We start from the raw sequence: 25,511 nt of genomic DNA on the forward strand, positions 1-25,511 counted from the left end.
TGAATAATTTCATAGTCTTATTTTTTATTTAGTTGAGAACCATTTTTGAATACTTGGCCAACTGTTATTATTAATGATCATTCTTGGTGTGTACATTAAGTTGGTTTGGTCATTAACTAAACCAGTATTTAATGTGGCCACCCATTGTAGATTTTGTGAATTTAAGAAGTTGGTCGTTTGAGTTGTCCCACTACCGTAAGGGTAGGCAAACGAAGTTCCAAAGTGACCAGTCTTATTATGCAATACCCGTTGACTAGTAACAAAGTCTTTTTTGAAGTGATTATATTCATTTGGTAAATCAATGATTGGAATCAATCTTTTGGTAAGGTAATGCATGTCATTGGTATGCAATTCAATACTTTGTAAATTACCAGCTTTTTTCTTAGCTGCTAGGATGTTTTTCCAGGTAGCGAACTTAGAACCTTCCCGATAACGACCAGTGTTACCAGTAACGATAAAGGTGGTGAATGGGAACTTGTATTTTTCCATTACCGGCATGGCGTTCTCAATTGTAGAACGGTCGATATCATCAAACGTAAGCACGGCATATTTTCCCTTGATGGGTACATGATTGGTAACCATCTTATACATTTGTTGACCACTGATTATCTTTACGTGATGATCCTTTAAGAACTTCATTTGATTCTTAAATTGCGTTGTTGTTACGGCAAAATCATGTAACTGTGAGTTATCAGAAAGTGATTTGACAACGTTGATTCCTAAGTCATCACCGATAATACGGTGATAACAAAAGACCATGATTCCGTTCTTTTGCTTTTCAGAATAACTATCTAAAGCATAGTTAGTGTTACCACCCTTATCGTATTGAACGGTTCGATGGATAGTTAATGCCATTCCAAAGACGATTAGAATCGCAATAATCCACACGATCATTTTACGTACTTTTCGTGTCATTTTTCTTGATTCCTCCGCATCTGTTTGATTCTATAGAACCCAAAGATGGTGGTTCCAAGGGCAAAGACTAACACCGTGCCCAGTAGTCCATAGTAAAAACCATAATCTAAGTTGAGTAGTAAATAATAAGTAACTAAGTTATCAGTATATAAGTCGAAGATAAACCCATAGTTAACATAGAATACAAATAAAACGGTTGCCCATAATAAGGCGAACAGGCAAAAGTGCCAAATTCTACGACCAGGACTAAGTTTTCTTCTAATTACAAAATTGTGTTGTGGTTCGTTTTCCATCTCTTATTTCCCCCGATCTGGACTCCGCCAAGTTCCAACGTGTTCTGGATCCAAGAAAAATGAAATCATTGCTGAAATACAACTGATTAAATTAATGATCCAGTAGTAGGCAATGTAAGCGGGGAGCAATAAAAAGTCACTCCAGTTCAAGAATGTGGATTGTTTTGAGAAAGCAAATCCAAGTAAGAACTGAGTAAAACTAACAAGTAACATGAATAACAAGATGTTACCATCAAGCGTTAAGTTATGGTCTAAGAAGAAGGTCAAGAAGTAAGTAATTGTACTTAAGGTCGTAATTACGGCCCAGGCGTTACTGACAATTGTTTCTGATAGTAAGAATTTTTCACTGAACTTACCGTGAATTAACATATCTCGATTACCAGCGAGGACTTCTAAACCACCCCGTGCCCAACGTTGACGTTGTTTAATTAAATTACGAACACTTTCTGGAACTAAAATCCAGCATACGATATTAGGGTTATATTCAACATCCCAATTATTGCGGTATAACCGCCAAGTGATATCAATATCTTCGGTCATAACCTTGGTATTCCAACCATTAACTGATTCCACGGCGGCTTTTCTAAAGCCGACAATAACTCCAGAAACAGTGGTAATACGACCAGTTAGGAATGATTCGGCCCGTTTAATGATGTCGATCACACCAATGTATTCCAATAGTTGAAGACGTCCCAAGATGGTAGTTCGGTTCCGCACCACTGGTTTTCCAGCAACTGCTCCAGCTTTTGGATGTGTATTCAACGTTTTAACAACGTAGCTAAGTGAATCCGGATCAAGGACTGAGTCTGAATCGATACCAAGTAGATATTCACCATTGGCCACTTTAAGGCCTTGGTTCATTGCATTGGCCTTACCTTGGTTAACCGGAATTGCAACAATTTGAACGTTAAATTGTGATTGATATTGTTCTTTTAGTCGATGCATGATTTCTAACGTATCGTCAGAACTTTTATCATCGATCAGTACAATTTCATAATTATCGTAGGTCAAATTGGCAAGCGATTTAACAGCTTCCTCTAAAGTGTCATGCTCATTATGGGCAGGGACTAAGATGGAAACTAACGGTTTGCGATTAGTGTTATCCACTGGAGCGTGCTTTAAAGTCCACTCTTTGAAAATACAACCAACGATCCAAACAACGGATACCATTACTGGATAACCGAAGATAAAATCGCTAATGATTTTACTAAACCACATAAATAGTTTTCCTCCTTGAAAACTGGGAAGGATCAACTTCCCCGATGAAAGATTCCTATTCATAACTTAAACGACTATTAATTAGAAGTTACAGTTATGTATAGATATTATTACAATAATCCTTATTATCATACCATATTTCAGAGTGCTTATCGTGTTATATTACATAATTTAATGATTAGTGAAATAAAAGAACTTCCCACCATATTTAAATGATTAGGAAGTCCTTTTATTGATTTGATTTGATGAATGCATTGATACCGTTTTCATCTTCAACGAAGTAAATGGATTTAGTTGGATCTTTAGATAATGGCCCCATATTTACGGCGGCCTTACCATCAATGGTCCCGATGCCAGTGACCCGACTTTTTAACATGTGATGAACGATTGATTGATACTTACTAAACGTTTCAGCTTTTTTAGCAGCGGCGCTTAACGTAAATCCGGATTCTAAATATGATTTAATGACCAAAACTTTCATTAACGTTTTATATGAATACTTACGATTTTGGTTCTTATTACAGTCCATTGACTTAATATAACCACATTTTTCCCAATATCTTAATTTACTTTGGGGTAATTTAGAATAGTTTGAAATATCACCGATGCCAAAATAAAAATCATCTTTTTTGAAAATTTCGAAGAGGCGATGATTCATATCCCCAAATGAGTTAATTTGACTATCCATTTTGATTCCTCTTTTCTAAAAGATATATAACTAACTTTCAATAACATATAATGATTATATAACATTTGAAGTTAATGTCAATTTTATTGACAAGTAGTTTAGATAGTGCTAAATTATTTATTGAAATGAAATATTTATTATTTTTATAGATGGAAAGAAGGAATGCTCTAATGGACAAGCCGTTAGATCAAAAAGGAAATCCTTATAACAGAATATTACTAGTGATTTTCCTTTTAATCGGGACTTTTTGTACCGTTTTAAACCAAACGCTATTGGCCACTGCTTATCCTAAATTGATGAGTGTGTTTAACATTGATACTTCCACTGTTCAATGGTTGACCAGTGGTTTCTTAATGGTTAATGGGATTTTGATCCCAGTTACTGCATGGTTGAGTAGTCGCTTTAACACAAAGTGGCTCTACATCTCAGCAATGTCAATCTTTGAAATTGGAACGATCATGTGTTTTGCTGCGCCTAATTTTTCAACATTATTGGCCGGTCGGCTAATTCAAGCTGTTGGGGTTGGGATTTCAATGCCAATGCTTCAAACAATTATGTTGTCCATTTTCCCAGCTGAAAAGCGGGGGACTGCAATGGGATTATCCGGAGTGGTTATTGGACTAGCACCAGCGATTGGACCAACTGTTTCTGGTTGGATCATTGTTAATGCTCAATGGCGTGATTTATTTGGAATGATCATTCCAATCATGGCAGTGGTTATTATTGCTAGTCTTTGGACGATGAAGCCGATCTTACCAAATAGTAAGACTAAGCTAGACTTCTCATCATTATTACTATCTACGATTGGATTCGGAAGTGCATTATATGCATTCTCAGCCGTTGGTGATAAGGGTTGGGGCAGTGCCACTGTGCTTACTACTTTAATCATCGGAATTATCTTTGTAATCTTATTTGTAATTCGTGAATTCAAGACTGACAATCCATTAGTTAACTTAAATGTGTTCAAGTCCAAACAATTTACGATTGGAACCATCATCGGGGCATTAGCAATGATGTCCATGATCGGTTTCGAAATGATTCTTCCATTATATCTACAAATCGTGCGTGGCTATAACGCATTTCATTCTGGATTAACGTTATTAGCTGGAGCGATGATGATCGGGATTCTAAGTCCCTTTACTGGTCGAATCTTTGATAAATACGGAGCTAGATACCTTGGAATTAGTGGGTTCTTATTACTTACGATTGGAACACTACCATTCTTCTTCTTAACAACTGACATGCCAATTGCTTACGTAGTAGTAATTTACGCTATTCGTTCTTGTGGGATTGCAATGTCCATGATGACGATTACTACCTATAGTATGAACGCATTATCAGTTAACATGATGAACCATGGAACTGCTGCTAATAATACCTTAAGACAAGTTGCTAGTTCGATGGCAACGGCGGTGATGACATCTGTGCTTACTAACGTTACTAACAACGCAAAACCAGCTAAGCACTTGTTAACAGTTGATCCGCTTCAATACAAGAGCAAGTATATTGATGCCGTGCTTAGTGGATACCATGCTGCATTCTTAGTTGCCCTTATTTTTGGAATTGTAGGATTAGCATTTACCTTTATGCTTAAAAAGGGTAAAAGTGTTCCTGAAGCTTCAGCACAAGGAGGTCGTAAATAATGATTATCGTTTTATTAATTGTCGTTGCGATTTTGTTCTTCTTGGCTTGGAACCTAGTTAATAAGCAACCGCTTCATTTTATTTTAAATACGATTATGACTGTTTTATTATTGGTAGTAATGGGATTATCCGTTGGTAACTTTAAGTATCACTATGGGATGCATAAGGTTACTTCAACTACTACTAGTACTAAGGTTAGTTCCCTTTCTTCAGAAATGAACATGGTTATTTCACAACCAGTCGGGGAAAGCCAAAGTAAGGATAAGGCACTCGTTTACAAGAGCGACAGTGCTAAGAAAACGATCAAGCCCGATACTGATGTTACGAACTTAGTAGTAAGCAGTAATATTAAACACGCTAAGTTAGTTACGAAGACAGTTCGTTGGGAATATAAGAACAGCTTCCAACGGTTTATGTACGGACTGGCGCAAAAGGAATCTATCTATCACCGGACCAATACGCTCTATGTACCAAAGAGTTGGTTAGTATTGAACGGTAAACAAGTAAAGGCATTGCCAACGATTATGAAACAAGAACAAGCAAACATGCAAAAGCAAGCTGCTAGTTCACAATCACAACAACAAGCAATGCTACAACAAGAAGTGCAATCAATGGTACAACAAAAGGTTGCGCAAGCTAAAAAGCAAAATCCAAATATGACTGCTAGTCAACAACAAGCATTGGTCAAAAAGGCAACCGCTGAAGCTAAGCAATCAGTTCAAGCTAAGGCGCAACAAGCTGCATTAGCTAAGATGATGCCAAACGTTAAGGCAGCCTTAGCCAAAGTTAAGTAATTCATTTATTGACAAATTTGCATTTGATTATTATTATTATTATGTTAATTAAACAAATGCTGAGAAGTAGTTCTAGTATTAAATGTATTTGAGAATCCAGAAACTTAGCGGGGATGAGAGCTAAGCGATACATTTAAGAAATTACACCTATGGAGCTTGCAATTATGCCGGGTCATTTCGTTATTAATGGTTGAGTGATCATTATTGATGATAACTTGGGTGGTACCGCGGAACTCATTTCGTCCCCTATGGCTTATTTAAGCTGTAGGGGATTTTTTGTTAAACAAGGAGGAAACATACATGGATATTATCGAAGATTTAGACTGGCGGGGTGCGATTAACCAACAAACCGATGCTGAAGGGTTAAAGAAACTAGTAAATGAAAAGAAAATTGGCTTATATGCTGGAATTGACCCAACAGGTGACAGTATGCACATTGGGCATTTGATTCCATTTATGATTTTAAAGCGGTTCCAATTAGCTGGTTACCACCCAGTAATCTTAGTTGGTGGGGCCACTGGTTCAATTGGTGACCCAAGTGGTAAAAAGGCTGAAAGAAAACTACAAACCATGGAACAAGTTAAACATAATGAGGAAGCACTTACTAAACAAATGACGAAACTATTTGGTCAAGATGGTGGCTTTACAATTGTTGATAACTACGACTGGCTTTCTAAGTTCTCATTATTAGACTTTCTTCGTGACTACGGTAAGGTGTTTAACATTAATACGATGTTAAATAAAGAAGTGGTTTCTAGTCGTTTAGATGCCGGAATCTCATTTACTGAATTTACCTACCAAATTTTGCAATCAATGGACTTCTTACACCTCTTTAAGAATAATGATGTTCAATTACAAATTGGTGGTTCTGATCAATGGGGGAACATTACTTCTGGAATTGATTTAATTCACAAGATGGAAGGTTCTGAAGCTAAAGCATACGGGTTAACGATTCCATTAATGCTAAAGGCAGATGGAACTAAGTTTGGTAAAACTGCTGGTGGGGCCGTTTGGTTAGACCCTGAAAAGACGACTCCTTACGAATTTTACCAGTTCTGGATTAACCAAGATGATCGGGATGTTGTGAAGTACTTGAAGTACTTTACCTTCCTTAGTCATGATGAAATTAATGAGTTAGCTGAAAAGGTAAAGACGGAACCTCAAAAACGTGAAGCTCAACGTAGATTAGCCGAAGAAGTTACTAAGTTCGTGCACGGTGAAAAAGCGGTTGAAGAAGCTGAAAATATCACTAAGGCACTATTCTCTAATGGAATTAAGAACCTAACCGTTAGTGAAGTAGAACAAGGTTTTAAAAATATGCCAAGTGTAGAAATTAGTTCTGAACCAAATAACATTATTCAATGGTTAGTAGATGATACGAAGATTGAACCATCAAGAAGACAAGCAAGAGAAGATGTTAAAAATGGTGCAGTTCGGATTAATGGTGAAAAAGTAGACGACGTTGAAGCAACAATTAATCCTAAGGATAGTTTTGATGGTAAGTTCGTTGTGGTTCGGAAGGGTAAAAAGCGTTATTATTTAGCCCGCGTTACTAAGTAATTTTAATTAATGAGTTGTAGTTAACATTGTTAGCTGCAACTCATTTTTATTTTGTTCTTCAAAACTTTGTATTGTTTTGAAATTAATTTTAATTTTATGTTGACATTAACTTTTGAACGCGGTATATTATTACTTGCGTTATTCGTTCCGACCGAACAGCTTATCAAAGTTGTTCAAAATTAATTTTAAAAAGTTGTTGACATTGAGTTATCAATTTGTTATTATTAAATAGTTGTCATTACGAACGACACACTCAAGTAGATCTTTGAAAACTGAACAAAATTATGACAAAGATGTGTAAGGAACTTCATAATTAATTATGAAGAAAAAATCTTATGCGAAGTCAATTCGCTTAAAAGTAACAATATTAGAAGAGCTAAGTTAAGCTTTTCATCTTAAGATGAGAGTTTGATCCTGGCTCAGGACGAACGTTGGCGGCGTGCCTAATACATGCAAGTCGAACGAGTTTCCGTTAATGATAGTTGATGCTTGCATTAACTTGACTTAACATCGAAACGAGTGGCGAACTGGTGAGTAACACGTAGATAACTTGCCCTAAAGCGGGGGATAACATTTGGAAACAAGTGCTAATACCGCATAACAACAAAAACCGCATGGTTTTTGTTTGAAAGATGCGTTTGCATCACTTTAGGATGGATCTGCGGCGTATTAGCTTGTTGGTGGGGTAATGGCCTACCAAGGCAATGATACGTAGCCGACCTGAGAGGGTAATCGGCCACAATGGGACTGAGACACGGCCCATACTCCTACGGGAGGCAGCAGTAGGGAATCTTCCACAATGGACGCAAGTCTGATGGAGCAACGCCGCGTGAGTGAAGAAGGGTTTCGGCTCGTAAAACTCTGTTGTTAAAGAAGAACGGGTATGATAGGAAATGATCATATCGTGACGGTATTTAACCAGAAAGTCACGGCTAACTACGTGCCAGCAGCCGCGGTAATACGTAGGTGGCAAACGTTGTCCGGATTTATTGGGCGTAAAGCGAGCGCAGGCGGTTTCTTAAGTCTGATGTGAAAGCCTTCGGCTTAACCGAAGAAGTGCATCGGAAACTGGGAAACTTGAGTGCAGAAGAGGACAGTGGAACTCCATGTGTAGCGGTGAAATGCGTAGATATATGGAAGAACACCAGTGGCGAAGGCGGCTGTCTGGTCTGTAACTGACGCTGAGGCTCGAAAGCATGGGTAGCAAACAGGATTAGATACCCTGGTAGTCCATGCCGTAAACGATGAATGCTAGGTGTTAGAGGGTTTCCGCCCTTTAGTGCCGCAGCTAACGCATTAAGCATTCCGCCTGGGGAGTACGACCGCAAGGTTGAAACTCAAAGGAATTGACGGGGACCCGCACAAGTGGTGGAGCATGTGGTTTAATTCGATGCTACGCGAAGAACCTTACCAGGCCTTGACATCTCCTGCAAAGCTAAGAGATTAGCCGTTCCCTTCGGGGACAGGATGACAGGTGGTGCATGGTTGTCGTCAGCTCGTGTCGTGAGATGTTGGGTTAAGTCCCGCAACGAGCGCAACCCCTATTATTAGTTGCCAGCATTAAGTTGGGCACTCTAGTGAGACTGCCGGTGACAAACCGGAGGAAGGTGGGGACGACGTCAAATCATCATGCCCCTTATGGCCTGGGCTACACACGTGCTACAATGGACGGTACAACGAGTCGCAAAACCGCGAGGTTAAGCTAATCTCTTAAAGCCGTTCTCAGTTCGGATTGTAGGCTGCAACTCGCCTACATGAAGTTGGAATCACTAGTAATCGTGGATCAGCATGCCACGGTGAATACGTTCCCGGGTCTTGTACACACCGCCCGTCACACCATGAGAGTTAGTAATACCCAAAGTCGGTGTAGTAACCTCTTTTGAGGAGCAAGCCGCCTAAGGTAGGACTGATGATTAGGGTGAAGTCGTAACAAGGTAGCCGTAGGAGAACCTGCGGCTGGATCACCTCCTTTCTAAGGAATAATTCGGAACCTTATGCAGTCATAGTTTTGTTTAGTTTTGAGAGGTCTACTCTCAACTTGGTTCTTTGAAAACTAGATAATATTTTAATTTTTCCAAATTGAATTGTATTAAATACAATTTCAACCGAGAACACCGCGTTATTTTGAGTTTTTTAAATAGTTTATTCGTATTTACTCAATTAACCAAATACCACTTCGTGGTAATAGGTTAAGTTATTAAGGGCGCATGGTGGATGCCTTGGTACTAGGAGCCGATGAAGGACGGGACTAACGCCGATATGCTTCGGGGAGCTGTACGTAAGCTTTGATCCGGAGATTTCCGAATGGGGAAACCCAATAATCTTTATCGATTATTACTTAATGACGAATTCATACTCATTAAGAGGCAGACGTGGGGAACTGAAACATCTAAGTACCCACAGGAAGAGAAAGAAAATTCGATTCCCTCAGTAGCGGCGAGCGAACGGGGATCAGCCCAAACCATTGAGTTTACTCGATGGGGTTGTAGGACTGAACATTTGAGTTACCAAAGGATTAGATAGTCGAAAGATCTGGGAAGTTCTGCGACACAAGGTGATAGCCCTGTAGACGAAATCTAATCCCCTCAGTTCAGGATCCTGAGTACGGCAATACACGTGAAACGTTGCCGGAATCCGGGAGGACCATCTCCCAAGGCTAAATACTCCCTAGTGACCGATAGTGAACCAGTACCGTGAGGGAAAGGTGAAAAGCACCCCGGAAGGGGAGTGAAATAGTTCCTGAAACCATGTGCATACAAGCAGTTAGAGCCCGTTAATGGGTGATAGCGTGCCTCTTGCAGAATGAACCGGCGAGTTATGATAACATGCAAGGTTAAGACGAAAAATCGGAGCCGTAGCGAAAGCGAGTCTGAATAGGGCGCTTTAGTATGTTGTGATAGACCCGAAACCAGGTGATCTACCCATGTCCAGGCTGAAAGTGTGGTAAAACACACCGGAGGGCCGAACCCGTGTACGTTGAAAAGTGCTGGGATGAGGTGTGGGTAGCGGTGAAATTCCAAACGAACTTGGAGATAGCTGGTTCTCTCCGAAATAGCTTTAGGGTTAGCCTTGGAGTCGAGAATCATGGAGGTAGAGCACTGTTTGGATGAGGGGCCCGTCTTGGGTTACTGAATTCAGATAAACTCCGAATGCCATTGATTTATATCCAGGAGTCAGACGATGAGTGATAAGATCCACCGTCGAAAGGGGAACAGCCCAGACCACCAATTAAGGTCCCTAAATATATGCTGAGTGGAAAAGGATGTGGAGTTGCATAGACAACTAGGATGTTGGCTCAGAAGCAGCCACCATTTAAAGAGTGCGTAATAGCTCACTAGTCGAGTGATCCTGCGCCGAAAATTTACCGGGGCTAAGCATATTACCGAGATTGTGGACGTAACTTTGTTACGTGATAGGAGAGCGTTCTAAGGGCAATGAAGTCAGACCGTAAGGACTGGTGGAGCGCTTAGAAGTGAGAATGCCGGTATGAGTAGCGAAAGATCAGTGAGAATCTGATCCACCGAATGACTAAGGTTTCCTGGGGAAGGCTCGTCCTCCCAGGGTTAGTCGGGACCTAAGCCGAGGCTGAGAAGCGTAGGCGATGGATAACAGGTTGAGATTCCTGTACTAGTTAACTATGTTTGAACGATGGAAGGACGTAGGAGGCTAAACGTAGCATCCTGTTGGATATGGATGTTCAAGCACTAAGTCAGGTATTGAGTTAAATGCTTAATATCGGGTTGACAAGGTGTGATGAGGACCGAAATTTAGTAGGGAAGTCGTTGACGTCACACTACCGAGAAAAGTTTCTAGTTAGTAGTTAACTACCCGTACCGCAAACCGACACAGGTAGTCGAGGAGAGTATCCTAAGGTGAGCGAGTGAACTCTCGTTAAGGAACTCGGCAAAATGACCCCGTAACTTCGGGAGAAGGGGTGCTGCACTATGTGCAGCCGCAGTGAAAAAGCTCAGGCGACTGTTTATCAAAAACACAGGTTTCTGCAAAATCGTAAGATGAAGTATAGGGGCTGACGCCTGCCCGGTGCTGGAAGGTTAAGTGGATGAGTTAGCTTCGGCGAAGCTCAGAAACGAAGCCCCAGTAAACGGCGGCCGTAACTATAACGGTCCTAAGGTAGCGAAATTCCTTGTCGGGTAAGTTCCGACCCGCACGAAAGGCGTAACGATCTGAGCACTGTCTCAACGAGAGACTCGGTGAAATTGAGATACCTGTGAAGAAGCAGGTTACCCGCGACAGGACGGAAAGACCCCATGGAGCTTTACTGTAACTTGATATTGGGTGTTTGTATAGCTTGTACAGGATAGGTAGGAGCCATAGAAGTCGGAACGCTAGTTTCGATGGAGGCATTGGTGGGATACTACCCTCGCTGTATGAACACTCTAACCCGCACCACTCATCGTGGTGGGAGACAGTGTCTGGTTGGCAGTTTGACTGGGGCGGTCGCCTCCTAAACAGTAACGGAGGCGCCCAAAGGTTCCCTCAGAATGGTTGGAAATCATTCGACGAGTGTAAAGGCAGAAGGGAGCTTGACTGCGAGACATACAGGTCGAGCAGGGACGAAAGTCGGGCTTAGTGATCCGGTGGTACCGTATGGAAGGGCCATCGCTCAACGGATAAAAGCTACCCTGGGGATAACAGGCTTATCTCCCCCAAGAGTTCACATCGACGGGGAGGTTTGGCACCTCGATGTCGGCTCATCGCATCCTGGGGCTGTAGTTGGTCCCAAGGGTTGGGCTGTTCGCCCATTAAAGCGGTACGCGAGCTGGGTTCAGAACGTCGTGAGACAGTTCGGTCCCTATCCGTCGCGGGCGTAGGAAATTTGAGAGGAGCTGCTCTTAGTACGAGAGGACCGGAGTGGACATACCGCTGGTGTACCAGTTGTGCCGCCAGGCGCATCGCTGGGTAGCTATGTATGGATGAGATAAACGCTGAAAGCATCTAAGTGTGAAACCCACCTCGAGATGAGATTTCCCATTCCTTTATGGAAGTAAGACCCCTGAGAGATGATCAGGTAAATAGGTTGGAAGTGGAAGTGCAGTGATGCATGGAGCGGACCAATACTAATCGGTCGAGGACTTAACCAAGTAAGGTAGTTCTCACGGAAGAATAAAATATTATCTAGTTTTGAGAGAACGAAGTTCTCACAATTAAATAGTGTGGTGATGATTGCCAGAAGGATACACCTGTTCCCATGTCGAACACAGCAGTTAAGCTTCTGTACGCCAAAAGTAGTTGGGGGATCGCCCCCTGCGAGGATAGGACGTTGCCGCGCAAATAAAAGAAGTCTTCGCATGATTGCGAAGGCTTTTTTGATACATAGAGCATAATGCCGTTTTAGCTCAGGAGGTAGAGCGTTTCCATGGTAAGGAAGAGGTCCCGGGTTCAAATCCCGGAAACGGCTTAAATATAAATAAAAACGGATGCTACATAATAAATGTAGCATCCGTTTTTTCGTTTAAACTTCATTATGATTAGATAATTGATGATCAATTTTAAATGAATCGCTAGGAATGTTAGCCTTAGTAATTAACGGACTGACGGGACCAACGCTAATTAATACTAGACTATGCATTGCCCTAGTAGCAATTGTGTATAACGTTCCAATTAAATCTGGAGAATTATAATTGTCAGCAGAAACATTCCAACCGATAACGGAATCAAATTCTAATCCTTTAGCTAAATAGATTGGTAAGACCACCACACCCTTAGGAAGAGTTCGATCGGCATCACCCAGTAGAGTCGTTTCGAATTGACGATTAATTTGGTGATAGATTTCCTTAGCTTCCGCAATATTTTTAGTTAATACTGCAACAGTTCCATTATCACTAAGCTGATCCTCTAACGTCTTTTTAAGACTATCAAATGCATCATTTAAGTCATATCTAATAATCATCTTTGGCAATGGCCCCTGACGATTGAATGCTTCAATATCATTTCCATCAGGAAGTAATGATTTTGCAAAGGTAGTAATTTGATATGTTGAACGATATGAACGATTTAATTTAATTAGTCTAGACTTCTTTGTACCAAAAGCATTGTTTAATTTATTTAACAACTCAGTTGGTTTTTCAACTGCTTTGAATAGTGCCTGTTCACTGTCACCAATTAAATTAAATTTAGCATTAGGGAAAATTAATTTTAGATAAATTAATTGGGCAATGGAATAATCTTGCATTTCATCCACAAATAAATATTGAATTGCTCGATTACGGCCTTCACCGGTTATTAAATCACGCAGGTATAATAACGGTGCAGCATTATCTAAGCTTAGCTGATGCTTTTCTAGTTCATCTTTAAAATCATTAACAGACTGTTTCCAAATTGATTCGTCAATATCACTTGGCAATGGAAGCTGGTTTAAAAAGTGATCGTATTGAATATATGGATCAAAGAAATTGTTATTATAAATTGCATCGTAAATAATTCGATATTCTTTTTTAACAATTTTAGCAGCTAGAAAGTCACGTTCATCATCTTGACTTTGAAATTCACGGAGCTGCTTTCCCTTCATCATTGTACGAATTCGTTCATCACTTAAATTTTCTAATTCTTCATTGACCCATTGATCATGAATAGAAGTGTTAATTCGCCGCTTTAGCGTTTTGATTAACGTATTTTTAGTTTTTAAAATTCGTTGAGCGGTATGCATTCTTTTAGGATATTGCTCGTAGACATGTTTAATATCGTCAGCTGTAAAAAATGGTTTACCGCGAAAGTAAATGGTACTAAATTGAATATCATTAGCATCAATGTCTGTAATATAATCAGCTAATTGGTGCATGAATTCAGCGCTACCTTTGTATTCACGAAGTTTGATTTGTTGAGTATCCATCTTTTGTTGGTGTTCGTATCGATCAAAAATGGTTTGTACGTTTAAACCTTCAAAACGATGTGCGAAGAACTCAGCTAATGTTACTTGCCGCATGTTACGTTCACCCAGGCTAGGGAGCACATCAGAAATGTAGTGACTGAATAGCTTGTTTGGCGATAGTAGAACAATTTGATCAGCTTCTAATGAACTACGACTGTGATATAACAAGAACGCAATTCGTTGCAAGATAGCAGATGTTTTACCAGAACCAGCTACTCCTTGAACTACCAATAAATCACTTTTAGTATCACGGATAATGTCATTTTGTTCACTTTGGATGGTAGCAACAATATTTTGCATGGTTTCATTATTTTGTTCACCAAGTGCATGCTGCAACATCTCATCACCAACCGTTTCGTTAGTGTCGAACATATTATCAATTTCACCATTTTGAATTTGAAATTGTCGTTTTTTGAGTAATTCTGCTGATAGTTCACCCACGGGAGTTGTGTATTTTACTTTGCCAAGGGTCCCATTGTAATAAATACTAGCGATTGGGGCACGCCAATCATAAATTAGGAAGTTTTGATCATCATCAACGAATGACGCAGTCCCAATGTAAAGTTCTTCAGGAGTAGTCTCATCTTCATCAACGATATCAATTCGACCAAAATAAGGAGAATTTGCTAAGTCTTTTAACGTATTCAACTGTCTTTTGATAATTGATTCATTTTCAATATCCCGGTTAACTAATCCTCTTTGTTGTTGTAACTCAGCACTGGTTTCAATTCGGTCATCAACTTCAAAGTAGTTAACTGAAGTGTTAGCTCTATAATTTTGTTGAACATTCTCGGTTTCTTCATGGGCCTTAGCCAAATCAAAGCGCGTTTTTTGAATACGGCGTTTAATTTGATCTACGATTGAGTCTACACGATCTTGTTCGATTCTGTATTCACCGGGTTCCAAACTTAATTCCTCCTTTTTAAAAATCCATTTCAACGTGCAACTATTTTAGGTGTAAAAATCATGATTGTCAATTAAACTCGCTTTGACATTAAATTATTAATCAATTAAAATATTAGATGATTATAGTATCGATAGTATTAAGTAGTTAAGTTACGTGCAGAGAGATCATAAGTGCTGAAATTGATCATAACTTGACGAAATGGTTGAATGGGTTCCTCCTTATCGGAAAAAGTGGCTAGATATTTTTATCTTGCAACATAGGTGGTACCACGTTAAGGCGTCCTATTGGAAATAATTCCAGTAGAACGCCTTTTTTCAGAAAGGATTGATGATAATGACAGAAAAAAAGGTAATTTTAACAGGTGATCGACCAACGGGTAAGCTACACATTGGCCATTACGTTGGTTCATTAAGAAACCGGGTGGCGTTACAAAACTCAGGTGAATATGATACTTATCTACTAATTGCTGATATGCAAGCATTAACGGATAATGCCCGTGATCCAGAAAAGATTCAACATAGTTTATTACAAGTTGCATTAGATTATTTAGCGGTGGGAATTGACCCTGAAAAATCAACGATTTGTGTTCAATCGCAACTACCCGCATTAAACGAATTAACCATGCACTACCTTAATTTAGTAACAGTTTCACGATTAAATCGGAATCCAACCGTTAAAACTGAAATTAAGCAAAAGAAGTTTGGTCAAAGTGTGCCAGCCGGGTTCTTCATTTACCCAGTTAGCCAAGCGGCGGACATTACAGCATTTAAGGCTAACACCGTTCCCGTTGGAGCTGATCAAGAACCAATGTTAGAACAAACTCGTGAAATTGTACGGACGTTTAACTCCATTTATAATCAACCAATTTTGGTGGAACCAGAAGGCTACTTCCCACCAAAGGAAATGGGACGGATTCCTGGTCTAGATGGAAACGCTAAGATGAGTAAATCATTGGGCAATGCAATTTACTTAGCTGATGATCCAGATACGATTCAAAAGAAAGTAATGTCAATGTACACTGATCCAGATCATATCCATATTGAAGACCCAGGTAAAGTTGAAGGTAATACGGTCTTTACCTACTTAGATATCTTCGCAAAGGACCATGAACATGTTGAAGAATTAAAACAACAATATCGTCATGGTGGATTAGGTGACGTTAAGATTAAGCGGTACTTAAATGAAGTATTGCAAGCAGAATTAGAACCAATTCGGACCCGTCGAGAAGCATTTGCTAAGGATCCAGCTGCTGTTTACGATATCTTACGTGCTGGAAGTGAAAAAGCGCGTCAAGTTACTAACCAAACGCTTGAAGAAGTTCGCGATGCCATCGGCATTAATTACTTTAAATAATCTCCGAAAAATAATTATTTAAAGAAGGGTGTTAAAATTGGAAAATTTTGTAATTTTAGATATTGGTTCCAATTCGGTCCGTATGGCAATTAATGAAATTGAAAATGATGGATCTTATCGCGAAGTGAAACGAGTTAAAAATGATAGTCGCCTTTCTGAAGGCATGGGTCGTGAAAAAATACTTCGACCTGCAGCCATCAAGCGTACCATCAATGCCCTCGAGAATTTTAGAAATATTTATCAAGAGTATCCTAATATTCACGTTAAAGTCATTGCCACTGCGGCAGTACGACAAGCTACTAATCAAGCGACATTCTTAAAGCAAGTGCGCGATAAATTAGGATTGCGGGTCAAGATTTTATCTGGAAATCAAGAAGCTTACTATGATTATCTAGGGGTCGTAAATAGTATTAAAAATCCGAATTACATTCTAGTTGATATTGGTGGCGCTAGTATGGAATTAGTTTTAGTGCAAAATCATAAGCAGAAAAACTTAATCAGTTTACCAATGGGGGCGGTTAGTCTTTCTGAACACTATCATCTAAGTGATCAAATTAAAGCATTAGACTTATTTGATGCGGAAACATACGTGCATCAAGAATTACACCGGGTCTTTTGGTTTAAATGGGCGTATCGATATCCATTAGTTCTACTAGGTGGTGCTACTCGTGCGTTGGCACGGATTAACCAACATCGTCAGCACTTAAACCGTTCACATAAATTAAATCACTATCAATTAAAACAACATCAAGTGCTAAAGACATTTGAAACGTTAATTTCACGGAATAATTTACAACGAAAACAAATTTCAGGATTAGAATCTGATCGAGCAGACATTATTGTGGGTGGTTTGTTACCATTAGTTTCAATCATTAATCGAATTAATTCAAAGCAGGTTATCTTTGCTGATAGTGGCGTTCGAGAGGGACTAATCAATGAATACTTGCATCATTTAAAGGCGCGTCAAAAACATTAATCGCTACTAAGTGATTAAATGCAAAGGTGGAGTTATTTTATGGATAATACATTTAAACACTTTTATCGCAAATCCTATGCTGAACGACTATCGGTAGTTGGTAAGTACGCCGAGTTAGATGAGGATAATCAAGCGTTGATTAAATCCCATGCTAATTCAACTAGCTCGCATTTAATTGAAAACTACCTTACTGACTATTCCATTCCGGAAGGGGTCGGGGTTAATTTAATTATTAACGGCAATGAACATGAAATCCCAATGGTGACTGAAGAGCCATCTGTAATCGCCGCCGTTAGTAATGGGGCTCGAATGTTGCGAACGAATGGGATTGAAGCAACGGTGTTGAATCGGGAACTAATCGGCCAAGTAGTTCTGCATAAACCGACCTCTGAACTGTTAGACTGGATCGATGATCACCGGGCAAATTTAATCGCCCTTGCTGATTCAGCACACCCCAGTATTCAAAATTATGGTGGGGGTGCCACTGATTTAGAAATACGGAAACTAGATCATGATAATTACTCCATTGACCTTAGCGTAAACGTATCTGAGGCAATGGGGGCCAACATCATTAACTCAATGCTAGAAGCCGTTGGCGCTTCCATTAATCAACAAATGCCAGGGGTTGTATTGATGCAAATCTTATCCAATTATGCGACCAAGAGTTTGGTTAAAGTGGTTGGTAAAATTGATTTCGATCAATTAGGAGCGCCTGGGATGACGGGCAGCGAAGTTGCTGCTAGAATTGGGTTAGCTAGCCATATTGCTCAAGTCGATCCATATCGAGCAACAACGCATAATAAAGGGATTATGAACGGAATTGATGCGGTTACGATTGCGATGGGCAATGATTGGCGGGCCATTGAAAGTGGTGTTCATGCTTATGCTGCACGTGATGGCCAATATCGCGGCCTCAGTAAATGGGAAGTAATTGATAACCAGCTAGTGGGGTCAATGACCATTCCACTGCCAGTTGGTTTTGTCGGCGGGGCAACGAAGGTTTTTCCCCTCGTTAAAATTAACCAACGAATTGCTAAAGTAAAAAATGCCCGGGGGTTAATGCAATTAATTGCAGCCACTGGATTAGCTCAAAATTTAGCGGCGCTAAAGGCAATTGTGACTGATGGGATTCAAAAGGGGCACATGGCATTGCAAATTAAGTCGTTAGCAATGAGCGCTGGTGCAACGCCTGAAGAACTCCCAGAAGTATTACATCAGCTTCGGACAATGGAGCATCCAAGTGAGGATGCTGCTAAACAAATTATTAATCAAATACGAAATACTAAATAAGTGAAGGTGAATTTTAAAACATGGAACCAAATGATATTAAATTAAATGAACAAACCCAAAGTTTATTAAATGTAGTTAATCGTTTCTTTCCTGGTAAGGTCGAAGTCCAATTTATCGGTCGCCTTCAATCAGGATATGTAAGACATGATCAAGCCCAAGCGGTTCAAGATGGAAAAAATATTTATATTCAAATCTCTGACTTGTCAGCGCCTAACTACACGGCTTCACATGAATTACTACACTTATTAATGACTTTACGGGGCTTTCCACAGGCTTTCTTCTCATTAACTACTGGTAATTCAGAATTAGACGAGCAACTACAAGCAATGGGAATTGAACTCTTTGATATTGTGGCTCATTTCGTAGTGGTTGCTGAACAACGAAAACATGATTTAATTAATGCTGATATTGAATCCATGTACCTAAAGGGGATTAAGGAAACGATTAAGCCCGAACCAGCAGAATTAGATGATGAAATGACGGTTCGCTTAGTGACATTGTTAGATGCGATGGTCTTTTATGGCGATCGATTCGGTGAAGTCAAAGGCGATTTAGAAGCAGATTATCCAAAATCATTGGCAGCGGCGCAGAAACTATATGATTTAATTACTGAAAAGCCAACCAATTCACCATTTACGTTCCGGCGGAATGTAGTTAAATTATTCAAGGCCTTTGATGATCAATTGACTGATTGGAACTTGCCACCATTGAACAATAAGGACTTTACCACCATTACGAGTGTGCTTTCCGAACGTCAATTAAACTTAGAAGTTCGGCAAATGTTTGAAATCTTCCATTCCGAACTACATGAAAAGGAAACGAATCGGCGTGCATACGTTGGATTCAGTAAGGTGGATGACCAAAATTCATTCGTAATTCCAGCACCAACTGGTAAGGATGATAGCCCTGAATTCTTCAAACGTCTGTACAGCATGACGGTTGAGGATCTCTTCAAGGAACTTAAGATGCCATTTATTTTACGTTAATGATGGGGGCGTTATTATGGATGCAGATGTTCAAGCATTATTTAATCAATCCAAACACATTGTCTTTTTAACCGGTGCAGGTGTATCAACACCATCTGGAATTCCAGATTATCGTTCTAAAAATGGGCTTTATGCTCAAGATAACGACGGTCGGCCGGCTGAATATTATTTAAGTCATTCATGTTTAGACCATGAACCGGATAAGTTTTATCAGTTCGTTAAACAAAATATGTTTTATCCTGATGCTAAACCCAATGCAATTCATTTAAAACAAGCAGCCTTGACGAATCAAGACCGTGCTAGCATTATCACGCAAAACGTTGATAATTTGTATAATGAGGCTCACGCTAGTCATTTAATTGAATTTCACGGTAATTTGTACGATGTTTATTGTCAAAAGTGTCATCAACCAGTTGATTGGCATGCTTATTTGCAAAGTCCTATTCATCAGGGATGTGGGGGCACATTGCGACCAGGCATTGTATTATATGATGAAGGCTTGGATCCAGTTAAAGTTCAGGATAGCGTTGATTTAATGTCTAAGAGTGACCTCGTGGTAATCGTGGGCACTTCGATGCGGGTTTATCCGTTTGCTGGCTTATTGCAGTATCGTAATCCGGCTGCACCAGTGATTGCGATCAATCAAGAGCGGCTTGACTTAGGAATTCCGTTAAAGATGATTCAAGGCGATGCGGTTAAATTCTTTGAGGAGTTACAAGTGTAGATGATTACAATTGGCCTAACGACCTGGTCTGATCATCCGGCATTTTCCAATGATGACCGGCCACCCAGCTTAACGACCTATGCTAGTTTTTTACCAACCGTGGAAGTAGATACACCATTTTATGCTATCCCCAAGGTCAGTACGGTAATCAACTGGCAACGACAAGTTCCAAAACAGTTTCAATTTGTTCTAAAGGCGAATCAATTAATGACTCAACATGATTTAAGAGGTCCCAAGCCAGCAACACTGCATGAACGGCATCAAGCGTTTCAACAGTTTCAGAAAATGGTAGTTCCATTAGTGGACCGCCATCAGCTAAAGACAATTTTATTTCAATTTCCACCATTTTTTGATTTAACTAATGAACATTTAGATTATTTAACGCAAATACGTAATTACTTGCCAGATTTGCCAATTACCGTTGAATTTCGGCATCCAGCTTGGTTTAACAAGCAGTTTGAATCACAGCTATTTTCTGGACTACAACAGTTGGGGATGACCCTAGCAATTGTGGACGAACCCCATAACTTAAATGATGGGGTTCCATTCGTGCCAGTAATCACTAACCCAAATTTAGTGTTTATTCGGTTGCACGGCAGAAATGCGGCAGGATGGTTCAATCAAGGTAAGGATTGGCGAAGTAAGCGGACTTTATACCGCTATAATGATCATGAATTGCAGGGGTTGGCAGGTATTGTTAAAGATTTAGCCAACCAAGCTCGAGAGGTTTGTGTGATTTTCAACAATAACTCCGGCAAGGATGCAGCACCAAATGCATTAAAATTACAGTCATTGCTCGGGCTACATTTTAAGGGGCTCGCCCCCAAACAATTAGATTTATTTTAAAATTTTCTAATTATGCTATAATAAAAATAATATAGATAGCGAAAACCGCTTTTGAAAGGGAGCATTACTTTATGGCGAAACCAACTTATTACATCACGACCCCAATTTATTATCCATCGGGGCGGTTACACATCGGTAACTCATACACTACAATTGCGTGTGATGCATTAGCACGCTTTAAACGTAAGACGGGATACGATGTTTTCTACCTTACGGGAACTGATGAACACGGTCTTAAGATTGAACAAAAGGCTGAAAAATTAGGCATGGATCCACAAGCCTATGTTGATAAAATGGCTGATGGAATTAAACAACTTTGGAAGACACTTGATATTTCTAATGATAAGTTCATTCGGACAACTGATGACTATCACGAAGCAGCAGTGCAAAAGATTTTCCAAAAATTACAAGATAATGGCGATATTTACTTAGGTGAATACACTGGTTGGTACTCTGTGTCTGATGAAGAATACTTTACTGAATCACAATTATCAGAAGTATATAAGGATGACGCAGGTAACGTGACTGGTGGGAAAGCCCCTAGTGGTCATGAAGTGCAATTAGTGCATGAACCTTGTTACTTCTTTAAGATGAGCAAGTATGCTGATTGGTTATTACAATACTACAAGGATCATCCCGACTTTATTGAACCATCGACTCGGATGAATGAAATGATCAATAACTTCATTAAACCCGGCCTAGAAGATTTAGCTGTCTCACGGACATCATTCAACTGGGGAGTTCCAGTGAAGAGTGATCCAGAACATGTGGTTTACGTATGGATCGATGCATTGACGAACTATATTACTGCATTAGGTTATGGTTCTGATAATGATGAACTATTCCAAAAGTACTGGCCAGCTAATGTACAAATGGTGGGTAAGGAAATCGTTCGTTTCCATACGATTTACTGGCCAATTATTTTACATGCATTAGGCCTAGAATTACCTAAGCATGTTGTGGGCCACGGCTGGTTATTAATGAAAGATGGTAAAATGTCTAAGTCTAAGGGTAACGTTATTTACCCAGAAACATTAGTAGAACGGTATGGCTTAGATGCTACTCGTTACTACTTACTTCGGGCAATGCCTTATGGTAACGATGGAGTCTTTACGCCAGAAGACTTTGTTGACCGAATTAATTATGATTTAGCTAACGACTTAGGAAATCTATTGAACCGGACGGTTGCAATGATCAACAAGTATGAAGGTGGCACCATCCCAGCGTTCAAGTCTGATGTAACAGAATTTGATGCGCCATTAGAAGCCATTGCGGCTGAAGCCGTTACTGAATTTAATGCTAAAATGGACTCAGTTCACTTTGCAGATGCATTGGCTGCCATTTGGAAGTTGATTGCTGCTACTAATAAGTACATCGATCAAACTGAACCATGGAAGTTAGCTAAGAGTGATTCAGCTGATGATAAGGAAGCCCTTGCATCAGTGATGGCTCACTTGGCTGCTAGTTTACGGGTCGTAGCATTATTGATCAGTCCAATCATGACGCAAGCCCCTAAGAAGATCTTTGATCAACTAGGTTTGGAATTTGGTGACTTTAACTTAGCTGAACTTAATATTGCTGATTTACCAGCTAACACCCAAGTGGTGAAGAAAGGAGTTCCAATCTTCCCTCGCTTGGATGCAGAAGCTGAAGTTGAATTTATTAAGGGTCAAATGACTAAGTCTGACAAGACAAAGGGTCGTGCAGCACAAAAAGCAGCTGCTGATGGTAGCTTTGATCCAGATACGACTGAATTAACGCTCACTAAGAAGGCAATTCGATTCGAAGCGTTTGATAAGGTTGAGTTAAAAGTTGCGGAAGTCGTTGCGGTGCAACCCGTTGAAGGGGCTGATAAGCTCCTTAAGTTTAAGCTAGATGCTGGTGATCAAGGCTATCGCCAAATTTTATCTGGAATTGCCAAGTGGTATCCAGATTACCAAAAACTAGTTGGTAAAAAAGTAATTGCTGTTTCTAACTTAAAGCCTCGTAAGATGAAGGGTGAACTTAGTCAGGGAATGCTACTTTCAGTTGAACATAAGGATGGTTCAATTGAATTAGCAACCCTACCAAGTACGTTTGAAAACGGTGCAACTTTAGAATAATTTTAAACTTAGATTGGCCATTAATTCTAGTTGGATTAATGGCTAATTTCATTTGGAGGTACGGTTATGCAAATTTTTGATTCTCATACGCACTTAAATGATGATATTTTACTCCCCGACGCCAAACAGTATATTGAACATGCTCGTAAATTAGGGGTCGTTAAAATGGCAATTGTTGGTTCGGACCGCAAGTTGAATCGATTAGCAATTGAATTAGCGCATCAATATGATAATTTATATGCCATTGTTGGTTTTCATCCCGAATCTGCGAACGAATTCGATGATGCAGCGGCTAAGGAATTAAAGGCTCAACTAGCCGATCCTAAAGTAGTCGCTATTGGTGAAATTGGCTTAGATTACCATCAAAACGTTGTTAAACAAAAGGTACAACACCATGTCTTTAAACGCCAGATTGAAATGGCGAAGGCAGCTGGGTTGCCAATCTCTGTGCATAATCGAGATGCGTTTGAAGATACGTATGATATTTTGAAGGCAGCTGATGTAAGTTCAATTCACGGAATTATTCATAGCTTTAATGGTGATCCCGAATGGGCCCATAAGTTTTTGAACTTAGGGATGTATGTATCATTTAGTGGGGTGGCTAGCTTTAAGAAAACGAAGGAAGTTCATGCTGCAGCTAAGGAAACACCACTAGATCGAATTTTAGTGGAAACCGATGCCCCATATTTGGCACCAGAACCATACCGCGGAAAACAAAATGAACCCGGCTATACCCTATACACGGTAGAAGCCATTGCGAGATATCGTGATACAACTCCGGACGTAATTGCTGATGCAACCTACCAAAACACTCTCCGGATATTTGGAATCGAGGAATCATGAACAAAATTAAAGAAGTCATCATTGTTGAAGGCAAAGATGATACCAAGCGCATTAAAGATGCGGTCAATGCTGATACGTTAGAAACCCGGGGTTCGGCAATTGATGATAAAACCCTAGCATTAATTAAACAGATTGCAGCCCAACGTGGGATTATTATTTTTACTGACCCTGATTTTTCAGGCGAACGAATTCGTAAAATCGTGGCCAATGCCGTTCCGAATGCGAAGCATGCGTTTATTAAGCGGAACTTAGCAACGCCTACGAAAGCGCATGGGTCGCTGGGCGTAGAACACGCTACTCCTGAAACGATTCGAGCAGCGTTAGCTAATTTATACTCTGAAGATCCAGCAGCAACGGCATTAATTCCGGAATCCGTGTTGATGGACTATAACCTAATGGGTGGTCCAAATTCACGTCAGCGTAGACAAATGTTGTGTGATATTTTAAACATTGGCTATGTAAATGGGAAACGGCTTGCTAAACGGCTGCAGATGTTTTCAATTACGCCCCAACAATTTAATGATGCAATGAAGCAAATCGAGGAGGAACTAAAATGACGAACACACCTGCAATTGGGAGTCCCGCCAGAACCCAAGCAATTTTGAACCGTTATCACCTATCTGCTAAAAAGAGCTTAGGGCAAAACTTTTTAACTGATTTGAACACGTTGGTGGGAATTGTGGACGCTGCAGAAATTACAACGGATGATAATGTGATTGAAATTGGCCCCGGAATCGGTTCTTTGACCGAACAAATTGCTAAGCGGGCGAATAAGGTGGTGGCCTTTGAAATTGACCGTAACCTATTACCCGTGTTAAATGAAACCTTGGCCCCTTATGATAATGTTAAAATCATTAATGAAGATATCCTAAAGGCTAACTTGCCAGAAGTAATTAAAAATGAGTTTGGTGATGGTCGACCAGTAAAGGTCGTAGCTAATTTACCTTATTACATTACTACGCCCATCATCTTAAGTTTATTGAAGGGACCAGTTGATTTTTCTAAAATTGTGGTAATGATGCAAAAGGAAGTTGCAGATCGCCTGGGCGCTAAGATTGGTGTAAAGGCTTATAGCTCGCTATCCGTGATCGTGCAATACCTACATCGGGTGACTGTGCCAATGATGGTTTCTAGAAAATCATTTATTCCATCCCCCAATGTTGATTCTGCAATTGTCGTTTTATCGGATTATGACCATCGGGATGCCGTAGCTTACAATGACAAGGCATTCATGGGATTCGTACGGGGGTGTTTTGCCCACCGCCGTAAAACGCTTTGGAACAATCTGCAAGGTATCTTTGGTAAACAACCAGATGTAAAATCACAAATTCAAAATGGATTGGATGATGCCGGGATTCAACCCAGTGTTCGACCAGAACAGTTAACGGTAGCTGATTTTGTTAACCTTGCCAATACTTTCCATGAAATTGGATTATTAAAATAACATTCCTAGCAGTTCCTAATTGAGGAACTGCTTTTTTAGT

At 40.0% G+C, this 25,511-nt stretch carries 18 protein-coding genes, 1 tRNA gene, 3 rRNA genes and 1 other annotated feature; of the genes, 17 read left to right on the top strand and 5 right to left on the bottom strand.

What is annotated here, in order from left to right; translation table 11 throughout:
- Window positions 1-24: 24 nt before the first annotated feature.
- From R4146_RS02945 to R4146_RS02960, 4 genes are all read right to left on the bottom strand, one after another.
- Window positions 25-915 carry a polysaccharide deacetylase family protein gene (locus tag R4146_RS02945; protein WP_339959958.1) on the bottom strand — a complete coding sequence of 297 codons (891 nt, stop codon included), beginning with the start codon at window positions 913-915 and terminating at the stop codon, window positions 25-27.
- A complete protein-coding gene (locus tag R4146_RS02950) occupies window positions 912-1,208 on the bottom strand; it encodes a hypothetical protein (protein ID WP_339959959.1) in 297 nt (98 codons plus the stop codon). Before R4146_RS02950 ends, R4146_RS02945 begins: the two co-directional genes overlap by 4 nt.
- 3 nt (window positions 1,209-1,211) lie before the next feature.
- Window positions 1,212-2,426 carry a glycosyltransferase gene (locus R4146_RS02955; RefSeq protein ID WP_339959960.1) on the bottom strand — a complete coding sequence of 405 codons (1,215 nt, stop codon included), beginning with the start codon at window positions 2,424-2,426 and terminating at the stop codon, window positions 1,212-1,214.
- 229 nt (window positions 2,427-2,655) lie between these two features.
- On the bottom strand, window positions 2,656-3,114 hold the full coding sequence (locus R4146_RS02960; protein ID WP_339959961.1) for a MerR family transcriptional regulator: 459 nt from the start codon (window positions 3,112-3,114) through the stop codon (window positions 2,656-2,658).
- 170 nt (window positions 3,115-3,284) lie between these two features.
- Here R4146_RS02960 and R4146_RS02965 point away from each other — a divergent pair, with 170 nt between their 5' ends.
- The 7 genes from R4146_RS02965 to R4146_RS02995 all read left to right on the top strand — a co-directional run bounded on the left by R4146_RS02965 (window position 3,285) and on the right by R4146_RS02995 (window position 12,530).
- Window positions 3,285-4,757, top strand: a complete 1,473-nt coding sequence (locus R4146_RS02965; protein WP_339959962.1) for an MDR family MFS transporter — start codon at window positions 3,285-3,287, stop codon at window positions 4,755-4,757.
- Entirely contained in the window at window positions 4,757-5,551 is a 795-nt protein-coding gene (locus R4146_RS02970; protein ID WP_339959963.1) for a DUF4811 domain-containing protein, read from the top strand. The genes R4146_RS02965 and R4146_RS02970 overlap by 1 nt, the downstream gene beginning before the upstream one ends.
- 52 nt (window positions 5,552-5,603) lie before the next feature.
- Window positions 5,604-5,801, top strand: a binding site (T-box leader).
- Window positions 5,802-5,851: 50 nt separating this feature from the next.
- Window positions 5,852-7,111: a tyrosine--tRNA ligase gene (gene tyrS / locus R4146_RS02975; RefSeq protein WP_339959964.1), complete on the top strand. Its 1,260-nt coding sequence runs from the start codon at window positions 5,852-5,854 to the stop codon at window positions 7,109-7,111.
- Between the two features lie 396 nt (window positions 7,112-7,507).
- A 16S ribosomal RNA gene (locus R4146_RS02980) occupies window positions 7,508-9,083 on the top strand.
- A 215-nt stretch (window positions 9,084-9,298) separates the two neighbouring features.
- A 23S ribosomal RNA gene (locus R4146_RS02985) occupies window positions 9,299-12,213 on the top strand.
- A 71-nt stretch (window positions 12,214-12,284) separates the two neighbouring features.
- Window positions 12,285-12,401 (top strand): 5S ribosomal RNA (rrf, locus tag R4146_RS02990).
- Together the 16S, 23S and 5S rRNA genes with 1 tRNA gene alongside form the textbook arrangement of a ribosomal RNA operon.
- A 56-nt stretch (window positions 12,402-12,457) precedes the next feature.
- Window positions 12,458-12,530 (top strand) — tRNA-Thr (locus R4146_RS02995).
- A 54-nt stretch (window positions 12,531-12,584) separates the two neighbouring features.
- Here R4146_RS02995 and helD read toward each other — a convergent pair.
- Window positions 12,585-14,906 carry an RNA polymerase recycling motor HelD gene (gene helD / locus R4146_RS03000; RefSeq protein ID WP_339959965.1) on the bottom strand — a complete coding sequence of 774 codons (2,322 nt, stop codon included), beginning with the start codon at window positions 14,904-14,906 and terminating at the stop codon, window positions 12,585-12,587.
- Between the two features lie 334 nt (window positions 14,907-15,240).
- Between helD and trpS the strand changes: the two genes are divergently transcribed.
- The 10 genes from trpS to rsmA all read left to right on the top strand — a co-directional run bounded on the left by trpS (window position 15,241) and on the right by rsmA (window position 25,471).
- Window positions 15,241-16,260 (top strand): tryptophan--tRNA ligase, encoded by a 1,020-nt coding sequence (gene trpS, locus R4146_RS03005; RefSeq protein WP_339959966.1) that lies wholly within the window; start codon window positions 15,241-15,243, stop codon window positions 16,258-16,260.
- Between the two features lie 37 nt (window positions 16,261-16,297).
- The gene (locus R4146_RS03010) at window positions 16,298-17,236 is read left to right on the top strand and encodes a Ppx/GppA phosphatase family protein (RefSeq protein WP_339959967.1); all 939 of its coding nucleotides are present in this window, start codon (window positions 16,298-16,300) and stop codon (window positions 17,234-17,236) included.
- Window positions 17,237-17,275: 39 nt separating this feature from the next.
- The gene (locus tag R4146_RS03015; RefSeq protein WP_339959968.1) at window positions 17,276-18,526 is read left to right on the top strand and encodes a hydroxymethylglutaryl-CoA reductase, degradative; all 1,251 of its coding nucleotides are present in this window, start codon (window positions 17,276-17,278) and stop codon (window positions 18,524-18,526) included.
- Between the two features lie 20 nt (window positions 18,527-18,546).
- Window positions 18,547-19,512: an IpaB/EvcA family protein gene (locus R4146_RS03020; protein WP_339959969.1), complete on the top strand. Its 966-nt coding sequence runs from the start codon at window positions 18,547-18,549 to the stop codon at window positions 19,510-19,512.
- Window positions 19,513-19,528: 16 nt separating this feature from the next.
- The gene (locus R4146_RS03025; protein ID WP_339959970.1) at window positions 19,529-20,236 is read left to right on the top strand and encodes an NAD-dependent protein deacylase; all 708 of its coding nucleotides are present in this window, start codon (window positions 19,529-19,531) and stop codon (window positions 20,234-20,236) included.
- Window positions 20,237-21,082, top strand: a complete 846-nt coding sequence (locus R4146_RS03030; RefSeq protein WP_339959971.1) for a DUF72 domain-containing protein — start codon at window positions 20,237-20,239, stop codon at window positions 21,080-21,082.
- A gap of 71 nt (window positions 21,083-21,153) precedes the next feature.
- Window positions 21,154-23,184, top strand: a complete 2,031-nt coding sequence (metG, locus tag R4146_RS03035; RefSeq protein ID WP_339959972.1) for a methionine--tRNA ligase — start codon at window positions 21,154-21,156, stop codon at window positions 23,182-23,184.
- A gap of 66 nt (window positions 23,185-23,250) precedes the next feature.
- Window positions 23,251-24,027: a TatD family hydrolase gene (locus R4146_RS03040; RefSeq protein ID WP_339959973.1), complete on the top strand. Its 777-nt coding sequence runs from the start codon at window positions 23,251-23,253 to the stop codon at window positions 24,025-24,027.
- Window positions 24,024-24,584 carry a ribonuclease M5 gene (gene rnmV, locus R4146_RS03045; protein WP_339959974.1) on the top strand — a complete coding sequence of 187 codons (561 nt, stop codon included), beginning with the start codon at window positions 24,024-24,026 and terminating at the stop codon, window positions 24,582-24,584. Before R4146_RS03040 ends, rnmV begins: the two co-directional genes overlap by 4 nt.
- Window positions 24,581-25,471, top strand: coding sequence for a 16S rRNA (adenine(1518)-N(6)/adenine(1519)-N(6))-dimethyltransferase RsmA (rsmA, locus tag R4146_RS03050; protein WP_339959975.1), 891 nt, complete (start codon window positions 24,581-24,583; stop codon window positions 25,469-25,471). The genes rnmV and rsmA overlap by 4 nt, the downstream gene beginning before the upstream one ends.
- Window positions 25,472-25,511 lie beyond the last annotated feature (40 nt).

Source organism: Nicoliella lavandulae (genome assembly GCF_037546185.1).
GTDB lineage: Bacteria > Bacillota > Bacilli > Lactobacillales > Lactobacillaceae > Nicoliella > Nicoliella lavandulae.

Excerpts from the sequence above, each read along its gene's own strand:
- R4146_RS02945 (WP_339959958.1), bottom strand. The coding sequence starts at position 915 with ATGACACGAAAAGTACGTAAAATGATCGTGTGGATTATTGCGATTCTA.
- R4146_RS02950 (WP_339959959.1), bottom strand. The coding sequence starts at position 1,208 with ATGGAAAACGAACCACAACACAATTTTGTAATTAGAAGAAAACTTAGT.
- R4146_RS02955 (WP_339959960.1), bottom strand. The coding sequence starts at position 2,426 with ATGTGGTTTAGTAAAATCATTAGCGATTTTATCTTCGGTTATCCAGTA.
- R4146_RS02960 (WP_339959961.1), bottom strand. The coding sequence starts at position 3,114 with ATGGATAGTCAAATTAACTCATTTGGGGATATGAATCATCGCCTCTTC.
- R4146_RS02965 (WP_339959962.1), top strand. The coding sequence starts at position 3,285 with ATGGACAAGCCGTTAGATCAAAAAGGAAATCCTTATAACAGAATATTA.
- R4146_RS02970 (WP_339959963.1), top strand. The coding sequence starts at position 4,757 with ATGATTATCGTTTTATTAATTGTCGTTGCGATTTTGTTCTTCTTGGCT.
- tyrS (WP_339959964.1), top strand. The coding sequence starts at position 5,852 with ATGGATATTATCGAAGATTTAGACTGGCGGGGTGCGATTAACCAACAA.
- trpS (WP_339959966.1), top strand. The coding sequence starts at position 15,241 with ATGACAGAAAAAAAGGTAATTTTAACAGGTGATCGACCAACGGGTAAG.
- R4146_RS03015 (WP_339959968.1), top strand. The coding sequence starts at position 17,276 with ATGGATAATACATTTAAACACTTTTATCGCAAATCCTATGCTGAACGA.
- R4146_RS03020 (WP_339959969.1), top strand. The coding sequence starts at position 18,547 with ATGGAACCAAATGATATTAAATTAAATGAACAAACCCAAAGTTTATTA.
- R4146_RS03025 (WP_339959970.1), top strand. The coding sequence starts at position 19,529 with ATGGATGCAGATGTTCAAGCATTATTTAATCAATCCAAACACATTGTC.
- R4146_RS03030 (WP_339959971.1), top strand. The coding sequence starts at position 20,237 with ATGATTACAATTGGCCTAACGACCTGGTCTGATCATCCGGCATTTTCC.
- metG (WP_339959972.1), top strand. The coding sequence starts at position 21,154 with ATGGCGAAACCAACTTATTACATCACGACCCCAATTTATTATCCATCG.
- R4146_RS03040 (WP_339959973.1), top strand. The coding sequence starts at position 23,251 with ATGCAAATTTTTGATTCTCATACGCACTTAAATGATGATATTTTACTC.
- rnmV (WP_339959974.1), top strand. The coding sequence starts at position 24,024 with ATGAACAAAATTAAAGAAGTCATCATTGTTGAAGGCAAAGATGATACC.
- rsmA (WP_339959975.1), top strand. The coding sequence starts at position 24,581 with ATGACGAACACACCTGCAATTGGGAGTCCCGCCAGAACCCAAGCAATT.